The 22283-nt window shown below is 42.4% G+C and carries 24 protein-coding genes; 12 read left to right on the top strand and 12 right to left on the bottom strand.

Annotation, left to right across the window (positions count from 1 at the left end):
• The first annotated feature begins 492 nt into the window (after positions 1–492).
• Together ACK8P5_RS15705 and ACK8P5_RS15700 are read left to right on the top strand one after the other, a co-directional pair.
• Positions 493–798 (top strand): HesB/YadR/YfhF family protein, encoded by a 306-nt coding sequence (locus ACK8P5_RS15705; protein WP_422657206.1) that lies wholly within the window; start codon positions 493–495, stop codon positions 796–798.
• A gap of 53 nt (positions 799–851) precedes the next feature.
• Complete coding sequence (locus ACK8P5_RS15700) at positions 852–1304, top strand: NUDIX domain-containing protein (RefSeq protein WP_422657205.1); 453 nt, start codon at positions 852–854, stop codon at positions 1302–1304.
• A 94-nt stretch (positions 1305–1398) separates the two neighbouring features.
• Here ACK8P5_RS15700 and ACK8P5_RS15695 read toward each other — a convergent pair whose 3' ends face one another.
• Positions 1399–1899, bottom strand: coding sequence for an ADP-heptose synthase (locus ACK8P5_RS15695; protein ID WP_422657204.1), 501 nt, complete (start codon positions 1897–1899; stop codon positions 1399–1401).
• 146 nt (positions 1900–2045) lie between these two features.
• On the opposite strand from ACK8P5_RS15695, the gene ACK8P5_RS15690 reads away from it, so the two are divergent.
• Positions 2046–3791, top strand: a complete 1746-nt coding sequence (locus tag ACK8P5_RS15690; RefSeq protein ID WP_422657203.1) for an ABC transporter ATP-binding protein — start codon at positions 2046–2048, stop codon at positions 3789–3791.
• A gap of 272 nt (positions 3792–4063) precedes the next feature.
• On the opposite strand, the gene ACK8P5_RS15685 is transcribed toward ACK8P5_RS15690, so the two are convergent.
• From ACK8P5_RS15685 to ACK8P5_RS15640, 10 genes are all read right to left on the bottom strand, one after another.
• Complete coding sequence (locus ACK8P5_RS15685) at positions 4064–5365, bottom strand: DUF6080 domain-containing protein (RefSeq protein ID WP_422657202.1); 1302 nt, start codon at positions 5363–5365, stop codon at positions 4064–4066.
• A gap of 33 nt (positions 5366–5398) precedes the next feature.
• Positions 5399–5719 carry an EamA family transporter gene (locus ACK8P5_RS15680; RefSeq protein WP_422657201.1) on the bottom strand — a complete coding sequence of 107 codons (321 nt, stop codon included), beginning with the start codon at positions 5717–5719 and terminating at the stop codon, positions 5399–5401.
• Positions 5709–6047, bottom strand: a complete 339-nt coding sequence (locus tag ACK8P5_RS15675) for an EamA family transporter (RefSeq protein ID WP_422657200.1) — start codon at positions 6045–6047, stop codon at positions 5709–5711. Before ACK8P5_RS15675 ends, ACK8P5_RS15680 begins: the two co-directional genes overlap by 11 nt.
• Positions 6035–6670 carry an HAD family hydrolase gene (locus ACK8P5_RS15670; protein ID WP_422657199.1) on the bottom strand — a complete coding sequence of 212 codons (636 nt, stop codon included), beginning with the start codon at positions 6668–6670 and terminating at the stop codon, positions 6035–6037. Before ACK8P5_RS15670 ends, ACK8P5_RS15675 begins: the two co-directional genes overlap by 13 nt.
• 23 nt (positions 6671–6693) lie before the next feature.
• Entirely contained in the window at positions 6694–7599 is a 906-nt protein-coding gene (locus tag ACK8P5_RS15665; RefSeq protein WP_422657198.1) for a decaprenyl-phosphate phosphoribosyltransferase, read from the bottom strand.
• 105 nt (positions 7600–7704) lie between these two features.
• A complete protein-coding gene (locus ACK8P5_RS15660) occupies positions 7705–8148 on the bottom strand; it encodes a DUF441 domain-containing protein (protein ID WP_422657197.1) in 444 nt (147 codons plus the stop codon).
• A gap of 38 nt (positions 8149–8186) precedes the next feature.
• The gene (locus ACK8P5_RS15655) at positions 8187–9164 is read right to left on the bottom strand and encodes a YpdA family putative bacillithiol disulfide reductase (RefSeq protein WP_422657196.1); all 978 of its coding nucleotides are present in this window, start codon (positions 9162–9164) and stop codon (positions 8187–8189) included.
• Between the two features lie 252 nt (positions 9165–9416).
• A complete protein-coding gene (locus ACK8P5_RS15650; protein ID WP_422657195.1) occupies positions 9417–10265 on the bottom strand; it encodes a DUF4097 family beta strand repeat-containing protein in 849 nt (282 codons plus the stop codon).
• Positions 10265–10813, bottom strand: a complete 549-nt coding sequence (locus ACK8P5_RS15645) for an HAAS signaling domain-containing protein (RefSeq protein ID WP_422657194.1) — start codon at positions 10811–10813, stop codon at positions 10265–10267. Before ACK8P5_RS15645 ends, ACK8P5_RS15650 begins: the two co-directional genes overlap by 1 nt.
• Positions 10806–11135 (bottom strand): PadR family transcriptional regulator, encoded by a 330-nt coding sequence (locus ACK8P5_RS15640; RefSeq protein WP_422657193.1) that lies wholly within the window; start codon positions 11133–11135, stop codon positions 10806–10808. Before ACK8P5_RS15640 ends, ACK8P5_RS15645 begins: the two co-directional genes overlap by 8 nt.
• A gap of 218 nt (positions 11136–11353) precedes the next feature.
• Here ACK8P5_RS15640 and ACK8P5_RS15635 point away from each other — a divergent pair, with 218 nt between their 5' ends.
• The gene (locus ACK8P5_RS15635) at positions 11354–11488 is read left to right on the top strand and encodes a hypothetical protein (RefSeq protein ID WP_422657192.1); all 135 of its coding nucleotides are present in this window, start codon (positions 11354–11356) and stop codon (positions 11486–11488) included.
• A 70-nt stretch (positions 11489–11558) separates the two neighbouring features.
• Here ACK8P5_RS15635 and ACK8P5_RS15630 read toward each other — a convergent pair whose 3' ends face one another.
• Positions 11559–11798 carry a hypothetical protein gene (locus tag ACK8P5_RS15630; protein ID WP_422657191.1) on the bottom strand — a complete coding sequence of 80 codons (240 nt, stop codon included), beginning with the start codon at positions 11796–11798 and terminating at the stop codon, positions 11559–11561.
• Between the two features lie 387 nt (positions 11799–12185).
• Between ACK8P5_RS15630 and ACK8P5_RS15625 the strand changes: the two genes are divergently transcribed.
• The 8 genes from ACK8P5_RS15625 to ACK8P5_RS15590 all read left to right on the top strand — a co-directional run bounded on the left by ACK8P5_RS15625 (position 12186) and on the right by ACK8P5_RS15590 (position 22235).
• Positions 12186–12497, top strand: coding sequence for a hypothetical protein (locus ACK8P5_RS15625; RefSeq protein ID WP_422657190.1), 312 nt, complete (start codon positions 12186–12188; stop codon positions 12495–12497).
• Positions 12498–12587: 90 nt separating this feature from the next.
• On the top strand, positions 12588–16580 hold the full coding sequence (essC, locus tag ACK8P5_RS15620; protein ID WP_422657189.1) for a type VII secretion protein EssC: 3993 nt from the start codon (positions 12588–12590) through the stop codon (positions 16578–16580).
• A 16-nt stretch (positions 16581–16596) separates the two neighbouring features.
• Positions 16597–17403, top strand: a complete 807-nt coding sequence (locus tag ACK8P5_RS15615) for a hypothetical protein (protein ID WP_422657188.1) — start codon at positions 16597–16599, stop codon at positions 17401–17403.
• Between the two features lie 27 nt (positions 17404–17430).
• On the top strand, positions 17431–17943 hold the full coding sequence (locus ACK8P5_RS15610; RefSeq protein WP_422657187.1) for a WXG100 family type VII secretion target: 513 nt from the start codon (positions 17431–17433) through the stop codon (positions 17941–17943).
• Between the two features lie 136 nt (positions 17944–18079).
• Positions 18080–18355: a WXG100 family type VII secretion target gene (locus ACK8P5_RS15605; RefSeq protein WP_422657186.1), complete on the top strand. Its 276-nt coding sequence runs from the start codon at positions 18080–18082 to the stop codon at positions 18353–18355.
• Between the two features lie 155 nt (positions 18356–18510).
• A complete protein-coding gene (locus ACK8P5_RS15600) occupies positions 18511–20640 on the top strand; it encodes a hypothetical protein (RefSeq protein ID WP_422657185.1) in 2130 nt (709 codons plus the stop codon).
• 27 nt (positions 20641–20667) lie between these two features.
• Positions 20668–21420: a vWA domain-containing protein gene (locus ACK8P5_RS15595; protein ID WP_422657184.1), complete on the top strand. Its 753-nt coding sequence runs from the start codon at positions 20668–20670 to the stop codon at positions 21418–21420.
• A gap of 5 nt (positions 21421–21425) precedes the next feature.
• Positions 21426–22235 carry a hypothetical protein gene (locus tag ACK8P5_RS15590; RefSeq protein ID WP_422657183.1) on the top strand — a complete coding sequence of 270 codons (810 nt, stop codon included), beginning with the start codon at positions 21426–21428 and terminating at the stop codon, positions 22233–22235.
• Positions 22236–22283: the final 48 nt, after the last annotated feature.

Below are 22283 nucleotides of genomic sequence, written 5' to 3'. Positions count from 1 at the left end.
TGTTCAGTTCTCTTATGAAACCAAAAAAAGCATATCGGTCCCGAAAACGGACGATATGCTTTCAATCATTAACTTATCATCGCACGGATTATGACAACAACCATGCGTAAGAGATAATTATAGTTCAATTAATCCATGAACCATTGGTCAGAATTAGAACTGAGGGTGCACCGGCTGGGTGTCTTCGGTATTCAGTTGTAAAGTATTATCCATCGGACGATGAGTATAGACAATAAACATATTGAACACCTTAACCACCCTTTCATTTGAATTTACAATAAATTGAAACTTGTATGGACTGAATTTTATCACCGAGTAGCTGAAAATGTCAAACCTATTTTTGAAATGAGTAAAAATGGAGAGAATGTAAAGCTTTCGATTTTCCTGCGAAAAGATTTGTAACCCCATGTAGATATGCGTTATGATACATATACGACCAATAGGCAATGACCTGAGAATCAGGCAAGTACCTCAAGGGGAGAGTGTGTTAGCATGGTTATAGAAGTCAGCAATGAGGCAGCGCGTTGGTACAAGAAAGAATTGGAACTGAACGCTGGCACCTTTATTCGTTTCTTCCCGCGTTACAGCTCTGGCGGTGGACTGCATCCCGGATTTTCACTAGGCATTTCAATTGAAGAGCCTGTTAGTCCTGGGATAACGGAGCAAGCAGAGGATGTAACTTTTTTTATGGAAGAGCATGATTTATGGTATTTACGGGGATATAATCTTCATGTTGAATATGAAGACTCCTCAGATGATATTGTATATGTTTATAAAGAAGAGAGCGCAGTGAACTAACGCGAAAGATTAATAGCATGAAGCGCTATCTAAGGGAAAGGAGGTTCCCAGAGATGAGCGTATATCACCGTGATATTCGTCAGTATATTGGCAAGAGAACGACGGTCAGTGTAAAGGCTGCTGTGATCGTGCTGAATGACAATAAGGAGATTTTGCTCCTGAAACGTCAAGGTAAAGACGTTTGGGGTGTTCCGATTGGCAGTATGAAGCCCGGCGAATCCATGGAGGACGCGGCATCCAGAGAACTTTGGGAGGAAAGCGGCCTTATTGCGGATGATATGCGATTAATCGATCTGTTATCAGGACCACAATTTGTGAAAAGGCATGCGGGTGGAGATGAAGTTTATTATGTCATTGGTGTGTATTCAGCCATAGGACTTCGTAGCGCTATTGATCTGCCTGTCGCAAGCGAAATATCTTTAAAGTATTGTGATATGGAGAATATGCCTATCATGGATACGATTTCGGTTCACTTGATGGATACAATCAAAAAACAGATACGCTAACACAGTATCTGTTTGAATGAAATCAATTAGGTGGATGAGGTTCCCCGGAAGGGGAATTTTTTTTTCGCGTTGATTTAACCTGTTGTGATGTAAGTCACTCCGTTACTTCTAATGCAAAGTCGAAATCATCAATGTCATAAACCTGTACCGGAATGGAAGCATCGATGATGCGTTGGATAAACTCATATTGATCCGTAAGCATAGGAGCTTTGATGCGTTGTGCTGTCAATAAGAGTTCAGTCTCCACGGGATCGAATAATTCCCCATAAGGAGCTGTATCCATTGCGTTTAGTATCGTAACAAGCGTTGTTTCTGTGAGTGGGATGGATGGGCTTTTTGCCCATGGTACTTGCAATGCTCGATCTATTTTTTTCTTATTGAGCGGCTCTTCAAAATAACGAATTAACTCATTGATTTTGGTCCGAACGTGATGGTCATCGGGTGTAGAATGCATGAGCGGTTCATCACTGCTCTTCAGTTCATATAGCTCCAAGACTGTCTTATAGGGAATGATATATTCTACGGGCTGTGTTGGTGTAAGAAGCTGTCCATATATGGCGAGCATGACGGCTTCGGTTACAAATATTGTACTCATGTTATTCCTCCTGCGGGTAATGCAATTATAAAATAAGTTTAAAGATAATAAAGCACTGAAGCGCACAAAAGTCAACCAGCAGCCAAATCGCGGGTGAAAAAATAATGCAACTAGACTGATGCATAAGAAAGGGGTCGTTATTACTTTTGAAGTCATGGAAAATTTACTATCCATTCGTTAAACCTTATTTAAAGTGGATCATTCTTACGCTGATCATTGGCATGATTAAGTTCTCAATTCCTTTGTTGCTTCCAATGATTATGAAATACGTTGTTGATGATCTTCTCATTAACTCTCAGATGGCAGTAGAACAGAAGTTGAACCAGTTAATGCTCATACTCGGGGGAACACTGGTATTGTTTGTTGTTGTTCGTGGTCCGGTGGAATATCTGAGGCAGTATTTTGCCCAGTTTATTACGAGTCGGATTTTGTTTGATATGCGGAATCGTCTGTATGCTCATCTACAGCGTCTGTCCTTGAGATATTATCAGAATACAAAAGTTGGTGAAGCGATTTCACGTTTTATCAATGATGTCGAACAATCTAAGAACCTCGTCGAAGTTGGAATGATGAACATCTGGCTGGATATTTTCACATTAATATTTGTCCTTATCGTGATGTTCTTTATGAACCCCATGTTGACCCTTGTGGCTATCTCGGTATTGCCGTTATATGCAATAGCAGTAAACCTATTATATAAGCGGCTTAAAAAGCTCACCAAAGATAGATCACAAGCACTGGCTGGCATTCAGTCGTATCTCCATGAACGTGTTCAAGGGATCTCGGTGATTCGAAGTTTTACGCTAGAGCGCTATGATCAAAAGAAATTTGAAGGCATTAATGGAAACTTTCTAAATAAAGCGATGGCTCAGACACGCTGGAATGCTCTGACGTTCTCGATTATTAACACATTAACAGACATCGCACCTATTTTAGTGATTGGTTACGGGGGTTATCGGGTTATTCAAGGTGATTTAACCTTGGGAACTTTTGTGGCGTTCTTCGGTTATTTGGATAGACTATATGCGCCATTACGTAGATTGATTAATTCTTCGACTGTGCTCACGCAAGCAACTGCATCATTGGAGCGTGTCAAAGAGTTGCTGGACGAACCCTATGATATTGTGGATGCGCCCGGCGCTAAGAAATTATCTTCAGCTGGACGTATTGAGTTTGATCACGTATGGTTTCAGTATAATGAACAAGGGGGCTGGGTCCTGCAAGATATTAATCTGACAATTGAGCAGGGACAGACTGTTGCGTTCGTTGGGATGAGCGGGGGAGGTAAATCCTCACTGATTGGTCTTATTCCAAGGTTCTATGATGTGCAGCAGGGAAGCGTTAAGATCAGCGGGTCGGATATCCGACAATGGACTCTCGATAGTCTTCGCGGCTCTGTGGGGATGGTTCTGCAAGACAACTTCCTGTTCAGTGGATCTGTTCGTGAGAATATATTGTTTGGTAATCCTGAAGCGTCTGATGAGGAGATTATATCAGCAGCGAAGGCAGCTAATGCCCATGAATTTATTAGTAATCTTCCACAGGGATATGATACAGAAGTTGGAGAACGGGGCGTAAAATTGTCTGGGGGACAGAAACAACGTCTTGCCATTGCCCGTGTCTTCTTGAAAGATCCTGATATACTTGTTCTGGACGAGGCGACATCAGCGCTGGATCTGGAATCAGAGCATCTCATCCAACAATCGCTCCAATCGTTGTCAGCAGATCGTACGACTTTGATTGTAGCGCACCGTTTATCTACAATCACACATGCGGATATGATTGTAGTGCTTGAGAATGGACAAATTACGGAGCAAGGAACACATATTGAACTCATGGAACGTGATGGTAGTTATGCAAGGCTGTACAATGTACAGCATTTGGAGTCTTAAATTGATCTTATTATGTTGATTATTTAGAAAAAATAGCCCTTGGGACAGGTGGATGTTCGTCGAATCCAATCTGCTCAAGGGCTATCTTTTATTGGTCTATATTATGAAGTGAATAAGCAGGGAGCAGCGGAGAGGACGAATCGATTCCGAAGAAGCGTAAGCGTTCGCCTTTGTCCCCGAATTTTCTCCGCAAAAGAATAATCCAAAAAAATTCGGGGGCAAGAGCGATTGTAGGAACGATTCGTACGCGGAGCGTCTCAGAATAGAAAATATTATTTCTCCTGCTGTGTCAGAACATTCGTATAGGAAGATTTAATATAATCTAGACTTGATTGATGTTTAACTAGGTTGTTCACAACCGTTATGACGAGGAAGATCGCAACCACAACAAGCATAAATCTTTTGAGCTTAGCGCTGTGAAGTCTCGTAACAAAGGCTGCTGCTAGAATAAAGAAAGCAAATAGATAGTGACCTGCATAAAGGTACATATCATAGCTGTAAGCGCTGAGTCCGAATCCTACAACAATATGGAGGACTAACGCGAATAAAATGTAAGTGGAGACAGCCCAGGTATCTTTGGACTTGATTCCTTTAATGAATCCGAGAACTGCCATTAAGATTACACCAAGGCCCACAATATGGACATAGAACGGATAGGGCTTGCTGAGATCCGTTGCGAATGCAGTAATTCCCGTATCGATCAAAGCAATGTCTGGTGTTAAAATAGGGCTTATTATAAGCATGTAGAATACCTTAGTATGATGGGCAAAGGAGAACGGACTTACATAACCTAGACCACCACTAGATAGTCCCCCGAACACATTGGAGAGCCATGTTTTCCCTGAGAATAGTACATACTGTAATCCAGTCAGACCGAGGATGATCATCAGGGCAGTTATCATAATAATCATGAACCATCGAAAAGATGTCTTCTTGCTGATTCGGCTAAAAAGACTGATGAAGAGTGCACCTGCATAAGTAACTACATTGGTTGAAGTGATCCCAAAGTTAAGTGCAGTAAACGCAGCATTAGGTATAATCGGGAACGATTGCTCTGCTCGGCATTTCTGTAAATACAATGCGGACAATACGATTATAAACTGCGCATAGGGATATGAGTCAGGAATAACTGCTGTAAAGATACTGTAAGAACTTACACCGAAAAAAGCTGAGAACAATAGTGAAACGGACATCGCAGATCCATTTCTGCGGAGCATGAAAAACACCAGAACAGTAGTAAGGGCATTCATTGCAGATTGCAGAATTAGAAACAGCAGGTTACCTATCGTATGATTTGATATGTATGTAAGCGGAGTTGATAGAAAGGTGTATAGTGGATGGATAATCGTTGCTGTGGCGTTCCCATATTCCATTGAAGGATCGAAATTAAATAGGTTGAGGGAGAAGGGTGCACCATAGAACGGATTAAACTTACCTAGCATCTCTGCGTTATCTCTAATATATTGAATGAATGGCATATTTAGATACATATAAAACAGACAGAAGAGAACCCATAAGCCTAATGCGGCCAAATTATCTTTTTTGTCCCTGAACAAATAATTGTAAAAAGTCATGTTTAACCACCAGTCTCCAAATGTTATTTAGATTTACCAGATTAAGAGTATTAAACCGGACATAATAAAGACAACACCTGCAATTTTTATTACTCCAATCGTTTCTTTGAATATGATCTTGGCAAACAACAGCGCCCATAAAAAAGTTAGAGCATTTGCTGGCATGACAAGGGTGTACGGAAGTTCTTTTAATAAATAGATATTCAAAAGTGCGCCGGTTCCATAGGAAGCAAAGCCGAGGAACAGCAAGGAAAGCTTCTTTTTGGAAGTAAAACCTTTAAAAAGTACACTTCCCAGGGAGCCAAACAAGGTCATAGCTAGTAGAAGGGCGTACAACAGCGGATCATTTTTCATAGGATGTTAAGGTCACCCCGATTCCAAGGAGAACTACGGCCGCCGTTTTTTTGATCGTTATAGGCTCCCCAAGAAAGATATCACCATAAAATAAGGCCACAATATAACTAATACACATAAGCGGGTATGCAACAGAAAGCTTCTCTAATGCTAAAGATTTGATCATGAAGATCGCCCCAAGACCATAACATACAAATCCGATAGCCATATAGATCAGGTTCGTGTGACCCCATTTCCAGAACAGTTGGCCCGTAGCTGTCAAAAATGCAGAAATAATCATTAACCATTTACCGATATGCCGGTTCTTGCTCTTGGTTACAAGCTCCATGTTAGCCCCTCACATCCTGCTGTATGTTGGTGACGGTTGATCAGATACTTATGGTTCACTAGCTTCAACATCGGCATGTCTGATATTGAATCAGAATATGCGCATGAATTGTCATAATCGATTGTGATTCCCTTGTCTGCCAAATGACATTTGATGCGAGTGACTTTTTCCTCACCTTTACAGTTATTCCCATCGATGACATGCGTAAATTGTTCACCCTTCATCGCCAGTGTCGTACCAATTACACCATCAACAACATCAAGCTGTTCGAAATACTTCATATATGCATAGGGAGAAGCTGTCACAAGGAGGATGTAATATCCGTCCTTTTTTTTATTTCTCATTTCAGTTAGCGCCTCAGGATATACATAAGGCATGATCATCGTATCAAAAAAGACCTTCAAATCCTGTTCGCTCATAAACTTGATGAACCGAAAATAAGAACTCTTTGCCGTTTCAGCCTTCATGAGCTTCGTTTTGTACAGCACAGAGTAGAAAAAGATAAGAAATAGAATATAAAAGGAAGTCGGTTTTTTCTTTAATCCATATAGCATAAATTGAAACATGGAATCTTTGTGAATTATCGTCTTGTCTACATCGAACAAGGCTACTTTTTGTCTCATAATTACATCCTCAAATCTTTGAATTATTCAAAATAGGCGAGAATTCCGATGACGCTGACAACATAAATAAGCACCGTTATCAAAATATGCTTATCCTCAAACAATATGCGATCGGGTGCACCACCCTTTTTTTCAATATGAATGAGATAGAGGTATCGAAACATTCCATAAATAACGAGTGGAATCGTCCACATGAGATGAACAGTACGGCCAGATGTAAAGGTGAAAAGTGAATAACTGATGATGGTGGCAGTCGTTACGATACCGCTAAATTGATCTAGCAGCTCGAGTGAATAATGTTCTAGTACTTTTCTGTGGGAACCTTTGTCCTCGTGAAGAAGAACAAGTTCATGGCGCCTTTTTCCTATCGCAAGGAAGAGGGAGAGAAGCATTGTGCATAACAGGAACCAGGGCGTGAAAGGTACATGAATAACTAAACCACCGGCTATTGCACGCAGTACGAATCCAGCAGCAATGATCATAATATCAATAATGACAACGTGTTTCAATCGAAAAGAATAAGCGACATTCATCATAAAATAAAGTCCAAGCAGTACCGTGAACAATGGACTTAAAAGGGATGAGACTGCAAGTGAGCCAATTAAAAGTACAGCACCAAATGCGAGTGCAAGGTTTGGATTTAATTGCCCAGAAGCCATGGGGCGATGCCGTTTCACAGGATGGTTACGGTCAGCCTCGCGGTCCATGTAGTCATTAATGATGTATACACAACCGGAGACGAAGCAGAGTAAGAAGAAACCTGCTATTGTATCTAAAAGTGTGGCAGCATTTACGATTTCGAATGAAAATAATGGGGCAGCAAAAATTAGTAGGTTCTTTGTCCATTGCTTTGGTCTCAATTGTTTAAATAGCAGATAGGGAGTCTGCCGATGAATAACGGGTTTGCTAATTGGGTTAGGCGGTTGCACGTGACTATGCCTCCTATAAATGTTAAATGTTAGGAAATAAGATGAGCAAGAAGCTCCCTGTAGGTCTGTGAAGGCCTTAGGGCAGCCTCTTGCTCTGAAGTAAAACTATGATTTTCCGAGTAACAACGATAAAATACCAGCCGCAATCAGAGGACCAACGGGAACACCGCGAAATAAAGCCACGCCGAGAACTGTTCCAATTAATAGGCCAGCTACAATTGTAGGGTTAGTCCCCATCATAGAAGCTCCTCGTCCGCCTAAATAAGCAACAAGCATGCCTACCCCGATAGCGAGAAGGGACTTCCAGTTAAGGAACGATTCTCCGATGAGTTGTGGACTCATCTTCCCACTGGCCAGTGGCGACATAACCCCAAGGGTTAAGATGATGATTCCAATAGTCAGTCCGTATTTCTCTAACCACGGAAAAGCCTGCTGAAAGCCAGTTACTCGAATTAGCAGAAGCGCCAGCATTGCAATCGTGATCGTCGTGTTATTGCTCAAAATTCCGAGCGCAGCCATACCTAATAGGATGAGTGAGGTGACATCCATCGTGTACGTCATCTCCTTTGGGGTGCATGTTAAAGATACTACGATTTGGTTATAAGGTGCTCAGCGATTAAACGTCCGTGTAAACGACCGGTTTCAATGAATACCTCATTCGCGTTTCGTCCGGAAGCAATAACACCAGCAACGTAAAGGCCAGGTACCGTTGTTTCCATGGTCTCAGGGTTGTATTTCGGCTTCTCCATGGAATCGTCAAGTTCTACACCGGAAGAAGCTAACAGCTTACGATCTGGACGGAATCCTGTGAGAGCAAGAACAAAGTCATTATCAATGGATTGCTGAGCTCCGTCTTTAGAAGTGATTGTTATAGAGTTTTCCCGGATTTCGGTAACCGTAGACTCCATGTGCAGCTTGATCTTTCCTTTATTCACCATTCCTTCAAAAAGTGGTCTTACCCATGGTTTAATGTTCTCAGACACTTCTTGACCTCGGTAAATTACTGTGACTTCAGCTCCTACACGGATTAACTCCATGGCAGCATCCACAGCGGAATTACTTCCTCCAATGATGGCTGTTTTCATACCAGCGTATGGATGGGCTTCCCGGAAATAATGAGTTACTTTGTCCAAATCTTCACCGGGGATTCCGATAAAATTCGGGTGATCAAAATATCCAGTCGATATCACGACATTCTTAGCTTCGCGATAGCTTTCTACACCGCTGCGTTTGCGTGTATAGACCCGAAACGATCCGTCCGGAAGCTTGGTGATAGAAGTGGCTTCCTCGTAAGGTGAAATGTTTAGCTTGTAATGCTCGGCAACTTTGCGATAGTAGGCAAGCGCTTCGTCTCGATAAGGTTTATCGTTCGACAGAGCAAATGGCACATCCCCGATTTCAAGCATTTCTGCTGTGCTGAAAAACTGCATATGTGTAGGATACAGATAAATGGAGTGAACGATATTATGTTTATCGATAAGCTCTGAAGACAGGCCGCGTTTTCCACATTCAATAGCTGCGGACAAACCACACGGGCCAGCGCCGATGATTAGAACGTCTTGCATGATGAACCTCCTTATGTAATAAGCGTGTACGAATAATCAGCAATAATAATCCTACCGCAATTGAACAGATAAATCCACATTGGAAGCAATCCAACATACGGTATATAACCATATTTGGAGAGCTTTGACCCCGTAATTTGATTGGATGTTGGTTCATCCTGCGTCTATTTATGTAGTGGGATAAACATGGGAAAACACCTTTCTTTTCGGTATTAAACCGCTACAGAAAGGTGTTTTTTTTGCTTTTTGAAGTTAAGGTAAGCGAATATCGATGTCACCAGATTGGGAGTCAGCTATGACCTTTTGTTGTCCTTCATTTAATGAAGTAGGGACGTTCACGGAGCCGGATAGAGTATGAGCCTCATATAAACCATTAAATTCCGGGTCAACAGTTATGTCGATATCTCCTGATAGGGTCTTCGCGTTGATTGAAGCCACACCATGCTGGCCAATTGAAATATTACCTGATGCGTTATCGATTATAGCATCACCTTGGACGTGTAATAAATCGATATCGCCAGAACGGCTCGTTATCTCCGCGTCTGCAGTGAGGGTATCTCCTTCAATATTTCCAGACATCGTATCCAGTTTCAAGTGATTAGCAGTGATGTTTAAAACGGAGATGTCACCTGATAACGAAGAAACCTCGATGTTATTGGAAGTTGCGCCCTCAATGTTAATATGTGCTGAGTAACTAGAGACATTCAAGTTATCGAGTTCCGCTCCTTGAGGCAACGCTACAATTATTTTTGCTTTGGGGAAAGTGAAATTGACACTGAAAAATTCCATTGTAGACGGTGGAGTCAAATCAATAGAAAAGTCTGGACCGTTAAAGGTTAGATTTCTGAGATGCTCCACTACCTTCGGATGAACGGTGCCTTCAAATTCGATATACCCCTCTTGACTTGAAGTAGTCGTAAATGAAATATCCATATCATAATCACTTAGAATTGAAAGTTTCTTTAATTCATTAGCCTGAAGCGTCCAGGTTTGTTTATGATCTGGATATTTGTCTTGAAACTTGAACTTATATGCAGCCATTCCAACCACACCTATTAATATAAGGAGAATTGCTGTACTTACCAGAAATTTATGTCTCATTAAACGTTTCTTCCTTTCAACATTCGTTTATTCCATCTGAAATACGCTCGAATTAGCATTTTGAGACCGGTGAGGGCCCATTTTACGAGGTACGTAAGCAGAATGCCAACACCTACCATAGATATGGAGAGGAATAGCTTTGCCGGATAGAAAGTACCGTTAAACAGATAATCCAGTAGCACGAGTAATGGACTGAGTATAGTGGCGGCAGCGCCCCCAGCGAGTCCAATCCATCCTGCACAAAGAGCGATGAGAAAAGGCACCATGACAAGACCACTGAAGAATAGACCAATTCCTATGAAGATACGTCCTGTAGTTGATGGTGACTTCTCAAGATATATAGGCATATCCGTAAATCGGTCACCAAGTGCTTCTCTAGCTATTTCAAACGGATCTCCGAGTTCACGAGCAATTTCTTCTTCTGTGCGGCCATTTTGTAGACCAAACTCAAAGTGGGATTCCACATCACTAAGAAGTTCATTGCGTTCTTCCCTTGAAAGGGGGGCAAGCCTAGTTTTTAAAATAGATAAAAATTGTGTTTTATTCATTCTCTTGTCCTTCCTCAATTAAATTAGTGACATTGCCTACAAATGATTTCCACTCTTTCACCATGGCGTTCATGTAACTCGCCCCTCTTTCAGTCAGTCTGTAATATTTACGGGGAGGTCCTTCAGATGATTCCTGAAGATAGGTTGTGCAGTACCCCTCATTTACAAGCCTACGCAGGAGTGGATAGAGTGCACCTTCGGCAACTTCTATGTGACGGGAGACGGATTGAGCAAGCTCGTAGCCGTATTGGTCTTTGCGGTGGATGAGTACAAGCACACACAATTCAAGGACTCCCTTTTTAAACTGAATACTGACTTCCAAAGACGTTACCTCCGATCTTATTAGGAACTGAATAGAAACCAGTACTGATTAATATTCAATAGCATATTCAGAGAATAACATTAGGTACTGAATAATGCAAGGTACTGTTGAGAAATCTTATGTAAATATTTGTTTAAAATCATGAGGGAGGGTTAATAGGAAATACGGAGGGAGGCAATTAATCCCATACGTAAATAAGAATAGAAGGAGTGAATGGCATGTCCATTGATCGCTTTATTTTAAAGAAGCTGGACAGCTGCCAAGAACTGCATACGCGAATGAATTTGGTGCGGCTGTTTCAGATTCGTATTTATAAAGCCCAGAGTGTCGCAGAGCGTTATTATCACTACTAATTCGCAAGATATAGCTTAATGAGGGGGAGGGCCACCAGTGTTCAGGCAAAAAAAAAGGGCTATCCCCCTTTTAAAAGAGAGATAGCGCAAGAGAGTCGTTTTCACTTTTACTGTGAAGAATTGCCTCGGAACCCTCGATTTCAATGCTTATGAGGGAGTTCAGGCATTTTTGCAGCGCATTTTTACCATTCCGAATTTTATGATCAAGTGCGCTGGTTAAGAGCTTTAATACTTTTTGTACTGGCTGTTTGTTTTCTTCTGTAAAATAAACAGGTACAGGTTTGTTTTGAAACATAATGAGTGCTTTCATCAAATCACCTCACGAAAAGTCTTGTTTCATGATAATTGCATTATAAACTGCCAATCTTAAAATAACCTTAAAATCAATGAATAAATCAATAGACGGATTTAGGAGAGTGTCGAATTTGTGAACTCTCTCTTTTTATGCTCAAAAATTGTTATTTTAAAGTTAAATTAAAGCAATTTTACCCGTTTCAAATTAAATTAGGTTCTTATGAACTACGCAAATCCGCACGAAAATAGGACATAGGAAATATGACACAAATTGACAGGATAGACTCTAGAGTGATACAGTTACAATACTGTAACCTATTTTTATATCATATGATATAGGGGTTCGGCCTTTTCATAGGGAATACTCTACCATTACGATATATAGAAGGGCAGGAAGAGCAAGATGATTCTTACAGTGATTTGTGGACGAGCAGAAGGAGAATGGTTTGATATTGATGTTCCTGATGATTGTTCAATTACCCGACTAAACGAGTTGCTAGGAATTCGACTCTTTAAAGAGCCTTCAAGTTCAGGAATACAATATATATTGGAAGCGAAGTTCCCCGAGGGTCTATGGTTTACGGTGAAAGATGAATTGGCAGTCAGAGAGGCAGGCCTAAGAGAAGGGGCGTATATCAGGTTACAGCGTGCATTCTCAACAACGAATGAAGAAGCGCCTGTCTATGGCCATAGATCATTGTTTCAGGAAGCATAGGAATGGGTAAATAACCCTTTGATTTAAGAAGGAATCAGCAGATTACATAATTCTATTTACCCAATGTTTACTATAAAGGGGAGGACCATGATGAACGTCTTATATCAGCGTTCGCCAAGAATTAAACCGGCTTTACCAAGCGAAGAGATGGAGATACTAAAACCTCCTTCAGAGCCTAATAAACCGTCTTTTTCACTCGTCTCTATCATTATTCCTATTATAATGACGGTAGTTACTATTAGTTTTTATATATATATGAATATGAGTGGCAAGATGGGAAACACCAACTATATGATGTTTTATATGCTGTCCATATTTATGATGCTTACTTCATATACGTTACCCTTTTTTATGTACCTAGGTAATAAGAAGACATACCAGAAAAAGCTAGCAGAACGGAATCTTAATTATCGTGCTCAGCTTGATCTTCACCGAGAAGAATTGAAGGAACGTCAGCGTAATCAGGTGGAAGTTATGTTTGAAATTCACGGCGACCCCGATGTTTGCTTTCAGGTTGTGAAGAACAGAAGCAGCTCTCTATGGGAAAGATCACCTGAGGATGTTGATTTTTTAGATATCTGCGTAGGAAAAGGGACTGTGCCGTTTCATATTCAGGTTCGAGCACCGCGAGCGGATGGCTACGAGAAAGATCCTTTAATTGAAGCAGCCCAACAACTTGCAGATGTTTATCAAACGGTTGATGATGCTTCTATTACAGTGCCGTTATACGATTCCAAAGTCATCGGTATTGTAGGCAGTAGAGAGAATGTATTGAATACACTACGAGTCATTATATCTCAAACTGCAGTACGTCACTCGCCGGATGAAGTGAAAGTAGCTGCATTTTACGAGGAGAAGGAAGCCCATGAATGGGACTATCTTCGCTGGCTTCCTCATACATGGGACGATGATCGTTCGTCTAGGTATTTAGCACATCGACGGAGCAGTGCTCATCAGCTGGCAGATGAGCTTTTTATGCAGTTATATCGTCGTAAAGGTAACCGATCAGAGTATGGGGGGAAATCGGTTGAGGTACCCGTGTACTTTGTTATATTGTCGAGCAGTCAGCTAATTGAGGAAGAGCCACTTTTACCGCTTTTACTAGAACATGGGGAAGAGGTTGATGCTGTCACGATTATTTTGTCGGACCGCAAAGAGAATCTACCTATGCATTGTCAGTTGATCGTCGAGGTGGAAAAAGAGCAGGCTGTCTACACCATGAAGAAGGATGGTGTCATTCGACAGCAGAACTATAAACCTGACCATATTAACCGTGAGCAGATGGAAGCAATGACCCGTTATATGGCTCCAATTCGATTAAAGCGTTCGTCCGCTTCTGATATTCCAGCAGTATTGACATTGTTTGAAATGATGGATATTGATCATATTTCAGAGCTTGATGTCAAGAGCCGATGGCAGAAGAATCGATACCCAGATACGCTGCCTGTACCGATGGGTGTTAGAGCGGGCAGCAAAAGGATCAATCTAAATCTTCACGATAAGATTGAACGTCAGGGTCATGGGCCACATGGATTAATCGCAGGTACGACGGGATCTGGTAAGAGTGAAGTCATCCAGTCTATCGTTGCATCTCTTGCTGCAGAATTTCATCCTCACGATCTTGCCTTCATGTTAATTGATTATAAAGGGGGAGGCATGTCGAATACGTTCCTTGATCTGCCCCATGTCGTCGGTACAATAACGAATCTAGACAATAATCTGATTGAACGGGCTAAAATCTCATTGAAAGCGGAGTTAGTGCGTCGTCAGAAAATATTAAATGATGCAGGAAATTTACAGCATATTGATGAATACTATAAGCTTCTTCGTAATAGACATGGAGAGCCGCTCCCGCATCTTGTTATTATTATTGATGAGTTTGCACAGCTCAAAAAGGATCAACCCGAATTTATGGATGAGCTGATTAGTATTGCTGCGATTGGTCGAACGCTTGGAGTGCATTTAATCTTGGCTACCCAAAAGCCTGCAGGCGTCGTGGATGATAAGATTTGGAGTAACTCCCGTTTCCGGATCTGTTTACGTGTACAGAGCGAAGGAGACAGCCGGGATATGCTCAAAATTCCGAATGCTGCGTGGATTAATAAGCCAGGTCGTGGATATTTCCAGGTCGGTAGCGACGAGGTTTTTGAAGAAATGCAGTTCGCATGGAGCGGTGCTCCTTATATAGAAGAACAAGATTCAGAAGGTTTGATTAATATTCGTGAAGTTCGTCTTAACGGTAAGCTTGAGCCGATGTTAGCACAGATGCACTCGACTAAAGTTCACTGTGAAGAGATACCAAAGCAGCTTCAAGTTCTAATTGAGCGGGTGGCTGAAATTGCGAAAGATGAAGGAATTGAAAGACTACAAGGTCCTTGGCTACCTCCTTTACCTGATAGCTTAGAGCTGGATGATGTCCTGACAGTTGGTAAAGAGTATACTGATCATGAGTATGTCAACCCTCTGCTTAATGCCTATGTGGGAGTCGTAGATGATCTACCGAACCAATGTCAGAAACCACTGAAATTAAATTTGGAGCAAGGACATTTGGCCGTGTACGGGATGCCAGGGCTAGGAAAAACAACCTTTATTCAGACTCTTCTGATATCTTTGGCTAAACAGTATACCCCTGAACAATGGCATGGATATATCATTGATATGGGACGAATGATGAGAGATTTCTCAGGTCTGCCGCATATAGGTGGTGTTATGACAGCCGAGGAAGATGATCGTATAAAGCGATTATTCCGATTTTTAACGAAGCATGTTGGCGCACGAAAAGACTTAGTCGCTGATGCTGGTGTAAAGACCATTGCAGCTTACAGGCGTGCTATGTCTATAAAGGTTCCCCAATTGATCATTATCATTGATGGGTATCTCAATTTCCGGAATTCTTACCCAGAAGAGAATGACATGCTGGAGTACTTGCTTAGAGAAGGCGGAAGCTTAGGTATAACCTTTGTCATCTCTGCTAACCGAATTTCTGATATGTTTGAAAAAGTGCGAAGTAACATCAGCCAAGCTGTTTCATTTGAGCTTTCCGATCCTGCGGACTATTATTATGCAGTGGGGCGTCCTTCTAAAGCGCCGAGCCAGCTTCCGCCAGGAAGAGGGCTTATTAAAGGTCAAGTGCCTCCACTTGAATTTCAGACTGCGCTTTCCGCGTCTGGTCAGGATGAGGGAGAAAGGTCTTCTGAGCTGCGTGGTTTGATTGCACGATTGAAGAGTGCCTGGGATGGAGAGCAGGCTCCTTCCATTAATCCATTGCCGGAGAAGATAGCCCTCTCCGAGCTTCTTCGCGTGGATCAACCGTATGAACGAAAATCCGGTACGTCAAAGTATCAAGTACCCGTCGGATTGTCTACAGATGACCTATCTCCGTTCCTTGTGAATTTACAAGAAGGTCCGCATTTTATCGTGGCAAGTCCAATGGAAGGCGGGAAAACGTCATTTCTACTTAGTTGGATGTTGTCTCTTGCGTATCACGCATCACCTGATGAACTTGAGATTTATACGGTGGATACAAGGTACGGAAGCAGTGGACTTAGCAGATTAAACCATCTGCCACATGTTAAAGGCCATGCTGAGAATGAAGAAGATTTGGCTCCATTAATAACTGAGATCTATGAAAAAGTTCAGAGTCGGACAAAAGAAGGTGAAGATCCTGCGATTCTATTACTAATAGATGATGCAGATGTGATGAGTAAGCAACTAAGTGATTTTACGATAAAAGATCAATTATCTTCAATCGTGAGACTTGGCAGAGACCGGAAAGTACATGTGGTCCTCTCTGGAGTGCCGGCAGATTTCCCAACATATGGAGTAGATTGGTTTACTGACGTCAAAGCGTCACAATCTGGATTTTTATTTGGGACTCTCGATTCGAATGATTTATCGTTCTTTAGAATCCCTTTTTCGGAGTCAGCTAATAGTCCTGGAGGACTAAAAATATTACCAGCAGGCCAAGGGTACTACATTAAACGAAAATTTTCCAGAATTAAAGGCGCAGTTCCATTCGATGAGCAGTGGAACGCCCAACAATGGGTCACGGAAATTCGCGACCGATGGCATGTTGTAGTTTGAGGGGAGGTGGCTCATAATGTTGACAATTCATGCTTCCAAACAGGAGACCGTAACGTTAAATGATAAAGAGTTTTTCTTTTTGGCCGGCATTCTCGGTTCAGATCGTCTGCTTGGTGTAGAAGACCCATTCAGCGGTTATTTAACGGAAGAAATTGCTAGTGAGTGGGAGGCGTCGAAGGTATCGCTTCTCGAAAAAAGCTACTTGATTCGCGAGGAAAGTGGAGAATTGTCAATTCCGCCTGATGTGTTCTCACGTGTAGCTATTGCTGGCCTGGCTGAACGAGCCTGTTGGTTGAAATACGAGAACAATGATAAGTCTTTCGAAGGCTATTTGCATGTAACGGAAGAACAAGTCATTCAAGTATGTAAATGCGATGAAAATGGTCGGTGCTATATGCTCAGTGAGCTTGGCTCAATTGAAGATACTTGCAATAAGCTAGTGGAGGATTTAGCTCTTAGTGATCAGTCACCGGGAGAGATTCCAGCCCTCTTGCTTAGCCGTAAAGAATTTGCGGATATATATACTTGTGCTTCGGATATGAACAGTGACGAACTTAGCGACAGGTTGGCCAAGCTGACGGATGATGTCGAAGGTTCGATTGCACTTGCAAAATGTTTGAAAAACAAGGTTTCTTCGGGAGAAATTCAGCTGTCAAAATGGAACGGGTATAACTGGGAGAGTCAAAATGCAGCATTTATTGTGAATGATTCTATGAACTGGCTGCTGCGTATGAGTCTTCAAGGCGATCAGGATTGGTTGACCGCAGCACCTGCAACTAAGGAGCAATTTCATCATATGCTTCTCATGTGGCTGAAACAGTAAAGGAGCCCGTATGAAAGGTGAGGACCTATGCGTATATCTGTCGAACCGGAATTACTCCGGGCATTAAGCCGTCAGTTTCAGCAATCCGGCGAGCAGTATTTAGCCATTACAAATCAGCTTAATCAGGCAATGAGCTCGCTCGTGTGGGAAACGTCGATGAAAGCGGCGGTAATTGATGAATGGCAGTCGGCCCAGCGGCTTGGAGAGAGCTTGGGAGCTCTATTAAATGAAATGGGCAAGCATTTACAAATGAAGGCTGATCAATTTCAGGAAGTTGATCATCAATATCATACAATTCTAGAGCATGTCACAGCTGGGGGAGTATCCCCCACTGCTTTGTTTGCGGCATTCAAACATGAAGGAGGTAACTCCATCTTACCTGAGTCTGGAACATCAGGGGCTGTCATTTCTAATCCTAGCTCAGCAGCTGCCGCTGTAGGTATGAATAGTGATAATGGAGATGTTTCAGTAAAGCAAGCTGCGTTAAATGGGCAAGCATGGACGTTTACCGATCCTTCTAATTTGAGTATCGCAAATTAATACATGGGTATAGGTTTCATTACTGGGTCGTTGGGGGTAATTGGAAATTAGGTCTGAGGACATTTTGAAAATCTTACCAATATCTAATAAGATGACAATTGTTGATCAGAACCGATAATACCAAGGAGGTACATACATGGCAGGTCGCATTTTAATTACACCAGAACAAGTGGAGCAAGTAGCGAATCAATTCAAACAAAGTGGTGAACAGAGTCAACAAATCGTGAATAGTCTGACTCAATCTGTAAATGGTATGGAAGGTCAGTGGGACGGTATGACAAAACAGCGCTTCTTCCAAGAGTTTCAGGAAGCAAGCCGTTTGATGAACTCTTTCGTTCAAACCCTTGACAGCATCAGCGCAGAATTGAAAGCTATTGCTCAAAAATTCCGTATGGCGGACGAATCTCGTTAATTTTCTAAAGTTGGGCTTTTGTAATATATAATTAAGTTCATATACAAGAAAACCGGGTGTTCAAGCTGACTCCCGGTTTTCTTGCAATCGTAGATTCTTCGCGTGAAATTGATAGAACAAATAAATTTAGAAGCACTATAGAGAGGGGGATGTTTATGGCTTATCAGCCGAATCCGGGTGATGAGATTCTCATAAACGGAACAACCTACACGGTGGGACAGCATCCTGCCGCCCCAGGACTTGCCTATGCTCAAGCGGGAAGGCAAGGCATTGTATATCAATTACTTCCAGTTGATGGAGCGCTGCATGAGGCAAAAGCACTTAAAGTGTTTTTTCCCAAGTTCAGAATACCTGCCATGGTTTATCAGTCAGAGCATATGGCGAACTATCGTGAGGTTCCTGGTCTGAAGGTATGCAGTCGCGATGTGCTCACTCCCGAAAGAAACGGAAATTTGATTGCAGAATATCCGGACCTGTTATATGCCGTTCTAATGCCGTGGATTCATGGGTTTACGTGGTTCGATGTTGTTAGCGATCAGCGTACTCTTGGTCGAGGCGAAAGCCTCATGTTGGCAAAAGCACTGGCTGCAATTGGCTCGAGTATGGAACAACGCGGTTTGGCACACTGCGATTTGTCTGCACCAAACGTCATGCTTCCGTTTTTTTCGGAAGTAGAGCTTCCTGAAGGCTCAACAGTTGTAGAACTCGTTGATGTAGAACAGATTTATAGTCCAAAGATGGATCGTCCTGATGTGTTATTAGCTGGATCTCCAGGGTACGCTGCTCACCGAACAGTACATAGCGGATTATGGAGTGCGTATGCGGATCGTTTTGCTGGGGCAATTATTATCGCTGAAATGTTGGGCTGGAGCGACCAAGCAATTGTAAATAAAGCATGGGGTGAAAGCTATTTCGATCAGCATGAGATGCAGACCCCGTGCGAACGATACTTCTTACTTAAGAAATCCTTGGGACAGCGGTTCGGCACTAAAATTTCGGACTTGTTTGTTAGGGCTTGGGATAGCCATGACTTGAGCAGTTGTCCTACCTTTGGAGAATGGCTCGTTGTTCTTTCTTCGATATCTGAGGATGAGATCGTGGAAGAGAAACTGGAGGAGGATGCAGGCCCATTGTCTGCTGCTGGATCTGAAGAAGCGAGACCATTACCTGAGCGTTTCGAAGACGAAAACGCTGATCTACTAGGCATTGTACCAGGTAACAGGGAAGTTAATGATAATGTCGTGGGTCGCTTATTTCATCAAGCTAGAGATCTTGAGCATGCAGGCAACTTGGTCGGAGCGCTTGAGATCTTTCGATCAGCTTACCATTTTGTGAAAAAAGACAGCCCACTAGAAGTAGAATTAGCTGCGGCGATACAAGGACTTGAACAACAGTTATTTCCACCGGTTACAGGTAACCATGGGTGGAGAAATATTATCAGCTCTAAGAAATGGTTGATAGCCGCTGCTGCTACTGTTGTTATTTTGGCAGGATTAGCTGTAACGGTTAATCAAATATTAGCAGATAAAGCTGACAGCAAGCAGCAGGAAGAGGCTCAGTTGATAGCGGCGAGAGAAGCTCAAGCTGCAGAAGACGCTCGAAAGCAGCAAGAAGCGGAAGCTGCGAAAAAAGCCGAAGAGGAGGCTGCGGCGTTAAAAGCGGCCGAAGAGAAAGCTGCGGAGAAGCGTAAGCAAGCGGAAGCAAAGCAGGAACAAGAGCGGCGTGCTAAAGCGGAAGCTGCCAAGAAAGCTGCAGCTGCGAAAGCCATCGAGCAAGCTAAGACAGCAAAACTTGATGAGGAGAAGGCACAGCTTCAAGCCAAGTACGACAAGCAAGCCAAGTACGAAGCATATTTAGCTCAATTGGAAGAGAATAAGAAGAAGGCAGCACTTCAAGAGAAGTATGATAATCAGGCTAAATACGAAGCTTACCAAGCAGAGCTTGCAGAGAAGAAGAAGCGTGAGGCAACTGCGGCCGCGATAGCAGCTGAAACGGCAAGGAAGGAAGCAGAACGTAAAGCGCAAGTGAAAGCGAAAGCTGACCAAGCTCAAAAGTTAAAAAAACAACGTGCTGAAAATGTTGTGCAGCTTATTGCAACCTATGACAAAGCATACAATGCCCAGCTTACGGGTAACACAGACAGAGCTAGGAATTTTGCTAGAGAGTTTCATAGCTTGTATCAAAAGGATGCAGCTTACTATAAAAGCATTGGACAAATGAGTATGCGTGCTAGAAGCATTAAAAATTTTATAAAAAATAGCAGCTACTGGCTACCAAATATATGACATAACGAAAGTGCAGGGGTGTTCCAAGTGAATTATACAATACAAGCTTCACAGCGCACACCAGCGCTCATTATATACTTGATTGATATTAGTGCATCTATGAATATGTTGATGGAAGGACGCAGACGGATTGATGTTGTCTATGATGCATTATCCTTGGCGATCCGGCAGATGGTATTTCGTTCTACGAAAGGAAATCGTCTTACCCCTCGATATCGGATAGCGATATTAGCATACAGTGACGATGTGTATGATCTCTTAAATGGGATTAAAGGAATAGATGAGATTGCAGCTGTGGGGACTTTGCCGGACTTAACACCAAAGCGCTTCTCTGATTCCGCGAAAGCATTCCTTCAAGCAGAGAGAATATTGCAAGCTGAAATTCCAAATATGCAGGATTGCCCGGCACCCCTTGTGTGTCATATGACTGACGGTGTTGCGACAGGTGAAGATCCCGAACCGATCGCTCGCCGGATTATGAGTATGAGTGTACCCGATGGGAATGTGCTCGTTGAGAATATTTTTATATCTGATCATTTGATGAGTCAGCCCATTAGCGAACCAAGAAGGTGGAAGGGAATACTCCCTGATACAGCAGTTGAAGATGAGCATGCATATAAATTAAAGCTGATGTCCTCAGCCTTGCCTGAAAGTTACCGTGAGATGCTTGTAGAAGCTGATTATCAACTAAGTCCAGGGGCGCTAATGATGCTTCCTGGAACATGTGCTGAACTGGTATCGATCGGTTTTCAGATGTCAGCTGCTACTCCGGTAAGGTAACGCTTATGAAAAGTTCTGACGCCTTTAAATCCCATCCTTCATATTTCTATGAGAGTAAACAGAATAGTGAACAGCCAATTTCAAGTTTTGAACAGGTATTCAGCTGTAGATTTGCTTATGGCCGAGCTGCTGAAACGGTATTACTTTCAGAGAAGGGTCAGGATTATTTGGGCTTTGCTGTAGATAGCAGTGCTTGCAGTTTTGTCCTCTGCGACGGCGTTGGATTGAGTTATCGAGGGGACTTTGCATCGAAATTTTTAGGGAGGAACCTTCTTGAATGGCTGAGAAAAGGGAATGATTTGTCAGCACAACCATTCGAACGAAAATTACAAGAGTTGACTGAGTTGTCTTCTCGTGAGGCCGACTTATATCGTGTTGAGGAAGGAACACCCCCATTGCTGAAGGAAGTGCTCGAAGAGAAGCAGCGACTCGGTAGTGAGAGCATGTATATATGTGGCCGAGTTGATCTGCCTAACCGTATTCACCGAAAAGGGAGACTATGGCTCGCATGGCAAGGAGATTCCAGGCTTCGATTATTTCATAATCAGACGGAACTTTCTTCTAGGTTCGGAGATAATTTTCACACATCTGAACGCTGGTCCACACGTCATGGCTCTGTAGGGGGTAAGCCACATGTATTTCAATGTAATTTGGATTACCTGACTGGTTATAGATTGCTAATGTATAGTGATGGATTAAATGATTTAGATCCAATCTCAGAATGGGTCCCGGATACTGAAGTACAGGTTTTAATGAATGCGCTTCATACGGATGGGCTTGAAGACGACGCATCATTTCTTGAAATAATGTGGTAATAATTCTTCTTTTATGATTATAAACATCTGCCTTTTGGGTAATCTTGT

This window comes from Paenibacillus sp. EC2-1 (genome assembly GCF_049311625.1).
Lineage (GTDB): Bacteria > Bacillota > Bacilli > Paenibacillales > Paenibacillaceae > Paenibacillus_AQ.
This window is presented reverse-complemented; position numbering and strand designations above follow the sequence as displayed.